At 58.8% G+C, this 12,075-nt stretch carries 11 protein-coding genes and 1 tRNA gene; 7 read left to right on the forward strand and 5 right to left on the reverse strand.

All coding sequences use genetic code 11. From position 1 onward, the window contains the following. Positions 1-58: 58 nt before the first annotated feature. Positions 59-1,810 carry a L,D-transpeptidase family protein gene (locus PGR6_RS09900; RefSeq protein ID WP_064616976.1) on the forward strand — a complete coding sequence of 584 codons (1,752 nt, stop codon included), beginning with the start codon at positions 59-61 and terminating at the stop codon, positions 1,808-1,810. 3 nt (positions 1,811-1,813) lie between these two features. Here PGR6_RS09900 and PGR6_RS09905 read toward each other — a convergent pair whose 3' ends face one another. Beyond that, positions 1,814-2,296 carry a hypothetical protein gene (locus tag PGR6_RS09905; protein WP_064616977.1) on the reverse strand — a complete coding sequence of 161 codons (483 nt, stop codon included), beginning with the start codon at positions 2,294-2,296 and terminating at the stop codon, positions 1,814-1,816. A 194-nt stretch (positions 2,297-2,490) separates the two neighbouring features. Here PGR6_RS09905 and PGR6_RS09910 point away from each other — a divergent pair, with 194 nt between their 5' ends. From PGR6_RS09910 to PGR6_RS09925, 4 genes are all read left to right on the forward strand, one after another. Further along, the gene (locus PGR6_RS09910) at positions 2,491-4,062 is read left to right on the forward strand and encodes a sensor domain-containing diguanylate cyclase (protein ID WP_064616978.1); all 1,572 of its coding nucleotides are present in this window, start codon (positions 2,491-2,493) and stop codon (positions 4,060-4,062) included. A 188-nt stretch (positions 4,063-4,250) separates the two neighbouring features. Then, entirely contained in the window at positions 4,251-6,836 is a 2,586-nt protein-coding gene (locus PGR6_RS09915; protein ID WP_064616979.1) for a bifunctional diguanylate cyclase/phosphodiesterase, read from the forward strand. Between the two features lie 84 nt (positions 6,837-6,920). Then, entirely contained in the window at positions 6,921-7,715 is a 795-nt protein-coding gene (gene xth, locus PGR6_RS09920; protein ID WP_064616980.1) for an exodeoxyribonuclease III, read from the forward strand. A 113-nt stretch (positions 7,716-7,828) separates the two neighbouring features. After that, positions 7,829-8,668: an arylamine N-acetyltransferase family protein gene (locus tag PGR6_RS09925; protein WP_018928113.1), complete on the forward strand. Its 840-nt coding sequence runs from the start codon at positions 7,829-7,831 to the stop codon at positions 8,666-8,668. 67 nt (positions 8,669-8,735) lie between these two features. On the opposite strand, the gene PGR6_RS09930 is transcribed toward PGR6_RS09925, so the two are convergent. Next, positions 8,736-9,080: a BrnA antitoxin family protein gene (locus PGR6_RS09930; protein ID WP_064616981.1), complete on the reverse strand. Its 345-nt coding sequence runs from the start codon at positions 9,078-9,080 to the stop codon at positions 8,736-8,738. Between the two features lie 3 nt (positions 9,081-9,083). Continuing rightward, positions 9,084-9,365, reverse strand: a complete 282-nt coding sequence (locus tag PGR6_RS09935) for a BrnT family toxin (RefSeq protein ID WP_064616982.1) — start codon at positions 9,363-9,365, stop codon at positions 9,084-9,086. Between the two features lie 254 nt (positions 9,366-9,619). On the opposite strand from PGR6_RS09935, the gene PGR6_RS09940 reads away from it, so the two are divergent. After that, positions 9,620-11,137 carry a nucleobase:cation symporter-2 family protein gene (locus tag PGR6_RS09940; protein WP_064616983.1) on the forward strand — a complete coding sequence of 506 codons (1,518 nt, stop codon included), beginning with the start codon at positions 9,620-9,622 and terminating at the stop codon, positions 11,135-11,137. A gap of 104 nt (positions 11,138-11,241) precedes the next feature. On the opposite strand, the gene PGR6_RS09945 is transcribed toward PGR6_RS09940, so the two are convergent. Further along, a tRNA-Asn gene (locus PGR6_RS09945) sits at positions 11,242-11,317 on the reverse strand. Between the two features lie 227 nt (positions 11,318-11,544). Between PGR6_RS09945 and PGR6_RS09950 the strand changes: the two genes are divergently transcribed. After that, complete coding sequence (locus tag PGR6_RS09950; protein ID WP_018928109.1) at positions 11,545-11,775, forward strand: hypothetical protein; 231 nt, start codon at positions 11,545-11,547, stop codon at positions 11,773-11,775. Here the strand turns inward: PGR6_RS09950 and PGR6_RS09955 are convergent. Continuing rightward, a complete protein-coding gene (locus tag PGR6_RS09955; protein WP_007935214.1) occupies positions 11,772-11,972 on the reverse strand; it encodes a hypothetical protein in 201 nt (66 codons plus the stop codon). The two genes, PGR6_RS09950 and PGR6_RS09955, sit on opposite strands and share 4 nt — an antisense overlap. Between the last annotated feature and the right edge of the window lie 103 nt (positions 11,973-12,075).

Below are 12,075 nucleotides of genomic sequence, written 5' to 3' on the forward strand. Positions count from 1 at the left end.
CGAGTCTAGCAGCGCGCACGACGCTAGCCGGTTGAAAACGGAAGATTAAGGATTATCCATGGGGCAGTTAACAAGGTTATTCGTCATAAGCCGCATGTTTTTTATGGGCTTTCTGATAAGCGGCACGGCGATCGCGCAAACTTCGCCGATTGAGCCGGTATCTCCCGTTAGCACTGTGGCTGAAGCGGCTCCCGGTGATTATGTCGGCCAAGCGATTCAGGCGGAGTTGGCGCCATTGAGTTCGGCGTTTCCGCCGCTGCTCACCTCGCCGCGTCATCAACGGGTCGATGTGAACCGAGTCGTGCTGGATTTTTATAGCCATCGCGGCTATCGCGCCGCCTGGACGGACGATGACGATGTCGCCCAGTTGTTGAAAAGCTTGGGTGATACCCAGGCCGATGGCCTGAACCCCGCGGATTTCCGGATCGCCGAGTTGGCCGAGGCCCACACGCTGATGCAGACAACCTCCCCAACCCCCGGGCAACGGGCAGCCTTTGATATCTCCGCCACCCGGACGTTCATCACGGCGCTGCTGCAGTTGCGGCGCGGCAAGGTCGACCCTTCGCGGTTGGACATCCACTGGAACTTCGACCCCGCCGGCGTCGATCCTCGGGAGGACGTCAATAAGTTTTTTGCCGCCCTCGATAGCCATGACATTGCGCGCGCCTTTGCCCAGGCGCCGCCCCAAGAAGCGGTTTACGGCACGTTGCGCCATGGCCTGGCGCAACTGCGCAAGGTTCGTGATCGGGGTGGCTGGCCAAAGATCCCGGAAGGGCAGACGCTCAGGCCCGGCATGGACGACGCCTCAGTTGCTCTACTGCGTACGCGTTTGGCGGCGGGCGGTTATCTCGCCGCGCAAGGAACTGCTCGCACCGACTACGACGACGCCGTCACCGCGGCGGTGAAGAAGTTTCAGACTGAGCAATACCTTGGGGCGGACGGTGTAGCGGGGCCGGCGACACTCACGGAGCTGAATGTACCGGTCGAGGCGCGAATCGATCAGGTGCGGGTGAACATGGAGCGGGCGCGATGGCTGCTGTACAAACTTCAGGGCACCTTCGTCGTGGTCGATATCGCCGGGTATAAAGTCGCGTTCTATCGCGATGGCAAACCGATCTGGCGCTCACGGGTGCAGGTCGGTAAACCGTTTCGCAGCACGCCGATTTTTCAATCCGCGATCACCTACGTCACGTTCAACCCCACCTGGACCGTACCACCGACGATTCTGCTCAAGGACATGCTTCCGAAGATTCGCGACAATCCTGGTTACCTTGAGGCAAGCCGGATTCGCGTGATCGATCGAGATGGCAATGTGCTTGATCCGTCCACTGTCGATTGGGACAACCCGCGCGGTCTCACCTTGCGGCAGGATGCGGGGTCGGATAACTCGCTGGGGCAGGTAGTGATTCGTTTTCCCAATGAGTATTCGATTTATCTGCACGACACGCCGCATCGAGATTTGTTCGCGAAATCCAATCGCGCGACCAGCTCCGGCTGTATTCGGGTAGAAAACCCGCTGCAATTGGTGGAGCTGTTGTTCAACGATCCGGTTCACTGGAACAGCGAAGGGATTCAAAGACAGTTAGCCAACGGCAAGACAGAGAACATCAGGCTCCCGGTGAAAGTGCCGGTGCTGTTGGCCTACTGGACGGTGGACCTGAGTCTTGATGGGCGCGTGACATTCAAGCCCGATGTGTATGGCTATGACTCCCCGGTATTGCGGGCGTTGAATCTGCCTTCGGAGCGGCCGGCGCTGGACGGGAGGCGAACGGCGCCTCCCTCGGTGGCAGCGGAGCAGAGCAAGTTGTAGGCCTTAAAGCCCCAAGCCTTCCTGCACGGCCAGCAGCAAATTGTGTTCCGTCAGCGCGATCGCATCCGGTTGTTGTCCGGATTGTTCGCTCGCCTGGAGCCACCACTGCGTCTCGCCGTGTTCGTTCACGGTTCGTAACAAGGCGAGCTCCTTGCCTGTCGAGTGGATTTCGATCCGCCCGGCACCGTCGACGGTGAGGCGCGCGACGGGATCGAAGGTTATGCCGTGGTGGTTGCCTTCGATCAGCAGTTGGTCGATGGCGTAATCGTAAGTCGCGCCGTCCGGCGCACTCTCGAATACATGGGTGGAATTGCGTCGCAGCTTCAGGCCCACCTCGATCAGTGGTTGCAGCCAGGCTTCGATCTGGTGATACAGCTCGTAGACCTGGGCGGGCCAGCTGTCGATGGCTTGATCGGCGATGGTCGCGTCGGCACTGGTTTGCCGGGATTGTTTAAGCTTCGCGGCGAGCTCGTCTACCTTACTCATTTCGATTTCCTGTCGTGATGTCAGTTAATCGTAGCTTCTTCAAGGTCATGTGGTTTTGCCTTGCGTCATGGAATTAAAACACAACCATTTATCCCTCAATCCTCTGTTTATCCCGCACAACCCCGTAGACTACGCTCAAAAAAATAGGGGCTTTGGGCCGTTGCTCATGTCTTACCCTTTTCCAGGACTCACTTTTGCCTATCCCCATTCACGATCCGCAGCACGCGTCCGGTGGTGCCTTGAAGCGACTGCCTTTGCTCAAGGCTGCGGTGCTGTTCATTGCGGCGGTATGCCTTTGTCTCTGTGGGCTGCTTTACCTGCAACTGGAGCAGTCGCGTCGGCATGACCTGGCGTTGGCCGAGGTGTCGTCGTCGAACCTGACCCGGGCCATGGCGCAGCAGGCCGAAGACACGTTCATGAAGGCCGATCTGGTACTGACCAGTCTGGTGGACTGGATTCAGGCTGAAGGTTTCGACGCTGCCCAGACGCCACGCCTGCAGAAAACCTTCGCCCGGCGGGTGCAGGCGCTGCATCAGTTGCACGGGATATTTCTGTTCGACAGGCAGGGGCAATGGGCCGTGACGTCGTTCGAGGATCTACCCCGCGGGGCTGGTGTGGCGGATCGCGAGTATTTCAGGTTTCACCAGCAAAACATCTCAACCCTGGCGCACATCGGCCCGGCCATTCGTAGTCGGGAAAATGGCGAGTGGATCATTCCGGTTTCCAGGCGGATAAACGATCAGAGCGGTCATTTCCAGGGTGTGTTGCTGGCCGGGATCAAGATGTCGTACTTCGATCAGTTCTTCAAAAGCTTCAGCCTCGACGACAACGGCGCGATGTTTTTGGCATTGACCGATGGAACACTGCTGGCGCGGCGGCCGTTTGTGGAATCGCAGATCGGCAGGTCATTGGCTAAGGGCGAGATTTTTCAGAAACTCTTGCCCAACGCCACGTCCGGCAACGCCATGATCGACTCAGTGGTGGATGGCATCCCTCGGCTGTATGGCTATCGTCAGCTCGATGCCTATCCGGTGGTGGTCGCGGCGGCATCCTCCAAAGACGCAGTCCTCAAGGACTGGTACGACACGGCGATTCAATCCGGTGTGATCGTCGCTCTGGTTGTCCTCGGCGTGGGGTTGTTCGGTTGGGTGTTCATTCATCAGGTTCGCGCGGGCGAGCGCATCGAGGCGGATTTGCGCGAGGCGCAGAAAACCCTGGAACTGATCGCCACCCACGACAGCCTGACCGGGTTGGCCAACCGCCGCTTGTTCGAACGGGCGCTGGAGAAAGAGTTCGGGCGCGGTGCCCGGCGGTCGAGTTCGCTGGGCCTGATCATGCTCGATATCGATTACTTCAAGCGCTACAACGACACTTACGGTCATGTGGCCGGGGACCATTGCCTGGCTGAAGTGGCGCGGGCCCTGAAGAGTTGCTGTCACCGCAAAGCCGATCTGGCGGTGCGCTACGGCGGTGAAGAGTTCGCGGTGTTGCTGCCGGACACCGACATTCATGGAGCACTGACGATCGCCGAGCAAATCCGCCGCAGCGTCATGGACAAAAACATCACCCACAGCGGTTCGCCCACGGGCTATCTGACGGTCAGTCTTGGCTGTTATTCGTTTGTGCCGACGGCGCACGACAGCACCGAAGTGTTGATCAAACGTGCGGATGCGGCGCTGTACCAGGCCAAGCACTCAGGGCGAAATCGCTCGGCGGTGTTGTCGATGGAAGGGGGCGTCGAGGCGCTGATGCGCTCGGATCGATGACGCTTGCGGCCATCGATGGGCAATGGTTCTTGTGACCGGTTCTTCAAGTGCGGCAATGACTTGCGTTATCCAGGAGCGATGATCGGGCATGCCTGCTATGGTCAGTGCAGAGAGCCTGGCTGTCACACCTGACCGACCGGCCCACCGGTCTCATTCCGATCGAGCAATCGATTGACAGGATCAAGTGCATGGATTTGTCTGCCGTTACCACCGCTGCACCTGCGCGCCATACCCCGATTACCCGCAACCTGATGTTGGTGGTCGGTCTGTTGTTTGTGGTTGGGGTGCTGATCGCGCTGATCGCCCTGTTCAGTATTGCCGGGCGGCTCGATGCCGAGGACCTGGCCAAGACCACGTTTTATACCCAGCGCGCGCTGGAAAACCGCATTACCGCCACGAAAAACTACATTGCCAGTTATGCCAACTGGACGTCGGCCTATGATCACCTGAACGGCGAGGTCGATGTGGAATGGGCCTACGTCGAGCAGAACCTGGGTAAGACCCTGTTCACCATGGACCACTACGAGGGTGTTTTCGTGGTCGATCCCCAGCGAACAAAATACGCCGTGGTGCGTGGGCTTCAGGTGCAGGACGAGGCGGCGGCCTATCTGTCGACCTCGATGGCGACGCTCATTGACGAGGTTCAGGGTCAGGAGAACCTCATCAAGCCCGTCAGCCACTACACCTTGTTCGAGGGCAAACCCGCGCTGCTGTCGGCCGCCGCGATTGTGCCCAATGACGAACGCCCGGCGGTCGATCCCAAAAGCACTTCGGTGCTTATATACGTTGACCAGCTGAACCCTGAAAAGCTCAGCACCTTGAGCGTCGATTACGGTTTGCACGACTTGAGCCTGACGCCCGACAACGTCATCGCTCCCGGTCAGCCCGCTATTGCCCTCGCTGGCACCGGTTACAGTCTGGTCTCCCGGCTCCAGCGGCCGGGTCATCAATTGCTCTGGTCACTCTTGCCGCCACTGGGCGGGGCGCTGCTGGTTCTGGCGTTGTTGACCGCTTATTTCTTTCGCTATGTCCTGCGCACGTCCGGGCATGTGGATGCCAGTTACACCAGCCTCGATTTGTCGAACCAGGCACTGGAGGCCAGTGAAGAGCGTTTTCGTGCGGTAGCCGAGGCCGCGTCCGACTGGATCTGGGAAATCGACGACCAGCATTGCATCACTTATCTGTCGGGACGCTTCAGCACCGTCACCGGGTTCTCCGATCAGCAGTGGCTGGGACAGAACATCGGGCAATTGCTCAATTGCGATACGACGCCGTTGTCGCTGTGGCTGAACAAACTCGATGAAGAGCAAGCCGTCAGCCATTTGCGCTGTTCCTACCGCGATCAATCGGGGCAACAGCGGGTCTGTCGGGTGTCGGCACGGCCGATCCAGCGCAAGGGCGCAGTGCTGGGCTATCGCGGAACGGCCAGCGACATCACCGACGAAGTCGCCGCCCATGCGCAGATCCAGCATCTGTCGTTGCACGATGCCCTGACCGGCCTGCCGAACCGCAACAAACTGGCGCGTTTTCTCGATGAGGCGTTGGCACTGAAAGAGCAGTCGACGGCGCTGACGTTGTTGATGATCGACCTGGATAACTTCAAGCCGATCAACGATTCCCTCGGCCACCCGGCCGGCGATGCAGTATTGCTGGAAGTCGCCACCCGTTTGCGCGAGAGCACACGAGAAATTGATCTGGTCGCCCGACTGGGTGGCGACGAGTTCGTGCTGGTGCTCCATGGCATGGACAGCCACGCGGAAATCGACCGGTTTTGCGAGCGCTTGCTCGACAGCCTGCATCAGCCGATTCACTACGACCATCACTCGCTGCACATCGGCGCGAGCATCGGTATCGCCTTGAGTCGGCGCCAGGGGCATATTCCACAGGAGCTGATTCGGTGTGCCGATATCGCGTTGTATCAGGCCAAATCCGATGGCAAGAAGACCTGGTGCTATTTTGCCGCGCACATGAACGATCAGATCCAGCATCGCCGGCAACTGGAAAACGACCTGCGTCGGGCGATCAAGAACAACGAATTCGTGATGCATTACCAGCCGCGTTATCACGTCGATGGCAAGCGCATCGTCTCGGTCGAAGCGCTGCTGCGCTGGCAGCATCCAGTGCAAGGCTTGTTGAGCCCCGACGCGTTTATCCCGCTGGCCGAGCAAACCGATCTGATCGTGCCATTGGGCCGCTGGGTGCTGCGCGAGGCGTGCGAGACGGCTCTGACCTGGCCCGGTGCGATGATGGTGTCGGTCAACCTGTCGCCGGTTCAATTCGCCCGTAGCGATGTGATCGAGGACGTGCGCGAAGCGTTGATCCAGACCCGCTTGCCCGCCAGTCGGCTGGAGCTGGAGATCACTGAAAACGTGATGCTCATCGACGTCGATGGTGCCCTGGCGACCATGAATGCGCTCAAGGAGTTGGGCGTGCGCCTGAACATGGACGACTTCGGCACCGGTTATTCCTCGCTGGGTTACTTGCGCACGTATCCGTTCGACGGGATCAAGATCGACAAACGCTTTATTTCGTCCATGAGCAGCGGCAGCAATGATCGCGCCGTGGTACAGGCGATCATCAACCTGGGCAAGGCGATGGGCCTGACGGTGACTGCCGAAGGTGTCGAGACGCTGGAGCAACTGGACTTCCTGATCTCGGATCAGTGCCATGAAGTGCAGGGTTTTTACCTCAGTCGTCCAGTGGACAGGTATGCACTGCTGCCGTTGCTCAAGGTCTCGCAGGAAGATTTCCCGCTGCAGAGCGCGCACCTTTAGTCGCCTGTTACGTACGCCACGGCAACTGCCGTGGCGGCCCCCGGTCACAATTGGATACCGCCCATCCGTTGCGAGCGTCGGATTATGAACAACCTGAAAATCGCCACCTTCAACGTCAATGGCATGCGTGCACGCCTGCCCAATCTACTGGCGTGGCTGGCGCGGGAGCAGCCAGACATCGCCTGCCTGCAGGAACTCAAATCGGTGGACGGGGCATTCCCTGCCGCTGAGCTGGAGGCGGCCGGTTATGGCGCTATCTGGCAGGGCCAGGCGGCGTGGAACGGGGTGGCGATTTTGGCGCGCGATGCGCAACCGCTGGAGCGTCGGCGTGGTCTGCCGGGCGATGACAGTGACACCCATAGCCGCTACATCGAAGCGGCCGTGCACGGGGTTCTGGTGGGGTGTCTGTACTTGCCCAACGGCAATCCGCAGCCGGGGCCGAAGTTCGATTACAAACTGGCGTGGTTCGAGCGGCTGATCTCGTACGCCAAGGACCTGCAAGGCAGCGAGCATCCGGTGGTGCTGGCCGGCGACTACAACGTGGTGCCCACCGATATGGACATCTACAACCCACGCTCCTGGCTCAAGGACGCGCTGCTGCAACCCGAGAGTCGTGCGTGTTATCAGCGTCTGCTGGATCAGGGCTGGACTGATTCCCTGCGCCATCTGTACCCGGAGGAGCGGATCTACACCTTCTGGGACTACTTCCGGCAGCACTGGCAGAAAAACTCGGGACTGCGCATCGATCATCTGCTGCTCAATCAGGCAGCGAGTCCTTATCTGCGAGAGGCCGGCGTCGACGCCTGGGTTCGCAACGAGTCTCATGCCAGCGATCACGCGCCGACGTGGATTCGATTGGGTTCACGCAAACGGCGATAGTTTTAGTGTGAGCGGCGATTGGCGAAATCAATTATCGGCCCGAGCACTTTTTCCCTTATACATGGCGGCCATCGGCGGAGCGATCCGCGGGCTCCATGCATAAGGATTGAGCGATGAGCGAACCACGACTGACAAATCTTGCGCTGTACCTGCAACGCCTGGGTTTCGACGCGCCCCCGGCGCCGACCCTGGAAACCCTGCGTCAATTGCAGTTGCGCCACACCGGTGCTTTTCCGTTCGAAAACCTCACCACGCTGCTGGGTCAACCGGTACTCATCGACCTGCCGTCCATCGAGCAGAAAGTCCTGCACGACGGCCGTGGCGGTTACTGCTACGAACTCAACAACCTGTTCCTGGCCTTGCTGCAGACGCTGGGTTTCGAGGCGCGCGGCATCACCGGTCGCGTAGTCATGAACCAGCCCGAAGGCGCATGGACCGCACGCACTCACCGCTTGAGCCTGGTGATCCTTGACGGCGTGCGCTACATCACCGACGTCGGCTTCGGCGGCATGGTGCCCACCGCACCGCTGATCCTCGACACCGAGGACGAACAGCTCACTCCCCACGAACCCTATCGCATCGAACAGCATGCAGACGGTTACACCCTGCGTGCCAACGTCGGCGGTGAATGGCGGGCGATGTACATCTTCGATCTGCAACGTCAGGAAGACATCGATTACACCCTCGGTAACTGGTACGTCTCGACTCATCCTGAATCGCCCTTCGTCAAACAATTGATGGTGGCGCGGACGGGGGAGGGATGGCGACGCACGCTGAACAATGGCAGTTTTGCCATTCACCGCTTGGGCAGCGAGAGCGAGCGGCGGCAGGTGACGGATGTGGATGAGTTGATCGGGTTGCTGGAACGTGAGTTCGACATTCGGGTGCCAGCGAAGGAGGCGTTGGAGCCGGTGCTGGAGCGGTTGATCGAGCCGGTGCCGCAGGCAAACTGAGCACCACGCGAAGGGCGGATCTGATCAATCCGCCCTTTTTTATTTGGCCGACTCAAGCGGTTTGTGTCTAGGAACGAACTTCTAGCTCCATCACGTGATGGATTTCGCTGAGGGCCTCTGACAATTTTTTCTCCAGGCTTTTCAGCTCCGAGGCGGTTATGCCTTTTTTGAAATGCCCGACGTTTGTACCTGCGGTGTTCTCATCGGGCTTCGCCGCTTTGCCTTTATCGCTGAGCAACACCTGGCGCAAAGTATTGTTGATCACTGTCTGGTAGCCATACCCCTCGTTTTCTGCCAGAGCGCGTGCAGCCTCTATGACGACATCGTCGAGCATGATGGTGATTCGGGTCTTGCCTTTGCTTGTGGCAATTGCTCCACGCTTGGCGTTGCTGAAGTCGTATTCGTCTTTCATCGTTCAAGCCTCCAAATAGTGGCGACGCTCGCCTTTGGTGGCGATGCGTGCGGAAATGATTCGCACGAAATTCGGGGCGCGATAGGTGTACGCAACGACCAGCAAGCGACCTTTGGCATCCAGCCCCATGATGATCCACCGCTGCTCATCATGATGGTTGTCCTGAAAAGTCAGGGCTCGTTCGTCATAAAACACCGGTTCTGTCTCTGCGAGGCTGATGCCTTGATGTTTTAGTTTGTTGGCCGCGTTCTTTGCCCTGTGATACTGAATCTCGAATGACTTCATTATGCATACTTTATATGTATAAGCGAGGAGGCGTCCGTGCCGGCGGTCGCTTGGAAAGCAAAAGATTAGCGGTGAGGAGGGATAGGGGCGCAGGGATGTATTTCAAGACGTTTGGGGTTGGAGGCGCTATGGCCAAAGGGTGGCGTGGACAAGTGTCCATAATCTGACTGGGCAGTTGTATACAACTCTATAGACAGTTGTCCTGAGTATTGAATACAGTGTGCGCATAACAAAAACCAGGGAACCCCCCAACCATGAAAACGCCCCATGTTTCACACCAACGGCCCGAGGACGAAAACCTTGGGATCGGCGCGAATATGGCTTATGGCCTGCAACACGTTCTGACCATGTACGGCGGTATCGTCGCGGTGCCTTTGATCATCGGCCAGGCGGCCGGGCTCTCGCCGGCAGACATCGGTTTGTTGATTGCTGCTTCATTGTTTGCAGGGGGGCTGGCGACATTGCTGCAAACCCTGGGTTTGCCGTTTTTCGGTTGTCAGTTGCCGCTGGTGCAGGGCGTGTCGTTCTCCGGCGTTGCGACCATGGTCGCGATAGTCAGCAGTGGCGGGGAGGGTGGCTTTCAGTCGATTCTCGGGGCGGTGATTGCCGCGTCGTTGATCGGTTTGCTGATCACGCCGGTGTTCTCAAGGATTACCAAGTTCTTTCCACCGCTGGTGACGGGCATTGTGATCACCACTATCGGCTTGACGCTGATGCCGGTGGCCGCGCGCTGGGCCATGGGTGGTAACAGCCATGCGCCGGATTTCGGCAGCATGGCGAACATCGGTCTGGCGGCGATGACGCTGGTGCTGGTGTTGCTATTGAGCAAGATCGGCAGCGCGACCATTTCCCGTTTGTCGATCCTCCTGGCGATGGTCATCGGCACGGTCATCGCTGTGTTCCTCGGCATGGCGGATTTCTCGTCCGTTACCCAAGGGCCGATGTTCGGCTTTCCGGCGCCGTTCCATTTCGGCATGCCGACCTTCCACTTCGCCGCGATCCTGTCGATGTGCATCGTGATCATGGTGACCCTGGTGGAAACCTCGGCCGATATCCTCGCCGTCGGTGAAATCATCGGCACCAAGGTCGACTCAAAACGCCTGGGCAACGGTTTGCGTGCAGACATGCTGTCGAGCATGATCGCGCCAATCTTCGGCTCCTTCACTCAGAGCGCCTTCGCCCAGAACGTCGGGCTGGTGGCGGTGACCGGGATCAAGAGCCGATTCGTGGTGGCCACGGGTGGTGTGTTTCTGGTGGTACTTGGGTTGCTGCCGTTCATGGGACGGGTCATCGCCGCCGTGCCAACCTCCGTACTTGGTGGCGCCGGCATCGTGCTGTTCGGTACCGTCGCCGCCAGCGGCATTCGGACACTGTCCAAGGTCGACTACCGCAACAACGTCAACCTGATCATCGTCGCCACTTCCATCGGTTTCGGCATGATCCCCATCGCCGCCCCGAACTTCTACGACCACTTTCCCAGCTGGTTCTCGACGATCTTCCACTCGGGCATCAGCTCCTCGGCGATCATGGCCATCGTGCTGAACCTGACCTTCAACCACCTCACGGCCGGCAACTCGGACCAGCAATCGGTATTTGCCGCCGGTACTGAACGAGTCCTGCGTTATCAAGACCTGGCGGCGCTGCGGGAAGGGGATTACTTCAGTGAGGGTAAACTGCGCGACTGCGACGGGAATGAGATTCCGGTGGTGGAGACGGATCATGGGCATGCCGAGCTGCGTGCGGTGCATGCGAAAAGCAGTGAGCATGTCTAAAGATAGATAGTCAAAAGATTGCGGTCTGCGATCTTTTGACTTTATGGCAAGCACAAAAAAAGCCCCTGAACCTTTCGATTCAGGGGCTTTTCGATTTTGCTGTCTGGCTCCACGACCTGGACTCGAACCAGGGACCCAGTGATTAACAGTCACTTGCTCTACCAACTGAGCTATCGCGGAATGGCGTGTATGTTACTGATTCAAAAAGAGAAGTCAAGCCTCTGTTGGCAATTTGATGTTTTCATCGGATCAGAGGGAGGTTTATCGGCCATCGGCGGTTACCAGAAGCGCGGGAGAGGTCTACCATGGCTGCCCGGAAGTGGTGACACGCGCTGCCGGCCCTCAGCCGAAAAGGTATGCGCCATGAATCACCCAGCCTTCACACCCCGAAACAGTGGGGTGTTCCCATGAGCATTGCTCAGATCAGCTTGCCCAAAGGTGTCGGCCCGCACGCCGAGAAACTGTTCGACGCAATCACTCAGGCCAGCACCGCTGAAGAACTGAACCGCGCAGGCGGCAAGGCCGAAGGTTTTGTCCTGGGCCTGGAAAGCACCAAGGCGATCAAAAGTCAGGTGGCCGAGTCGCTTTATGTCGCCTATGACGACGCGGCCAGCCAGCGTGCGAGCGAATTGGCCTAACCGCCAAAAGTGATAGTGCCGAGCATCAGCTTGGCATACAGCATCGTGGCGGCCAGTTGCACCAGCCACAAGGCCAGGCCGCCAAGGAACACGCCCGCGGCCACTTGCAGCACCAGGTTATTACCGCGTTTGGCCGAGGAGCGGGGCACGAAGTGGTCCAGTTCATCGCGGTCGGCGCGTAGGTCGTCGTTTTTCATGTGGGTTCTCGCAAGAATTCTCGGGTGTACATAAAGCCTGTGGGAGTTTAAAGGGCGCAGCGGCTGCTTTGAGATTTATCTGAGGCCAATAAAAAACGGGAAG

Origin of the sequence: Pseudomonas sp. GR 6-02, from assembly GCF_001655615.1 — a bacterium.
In the GTDB taxonomy this organism is placed as follows: Bacteria; Pseudomonadota; Gammaproteobacteria; order Pseudomonadales; family Pseudomonadaceae; genus Aquipseudomonas.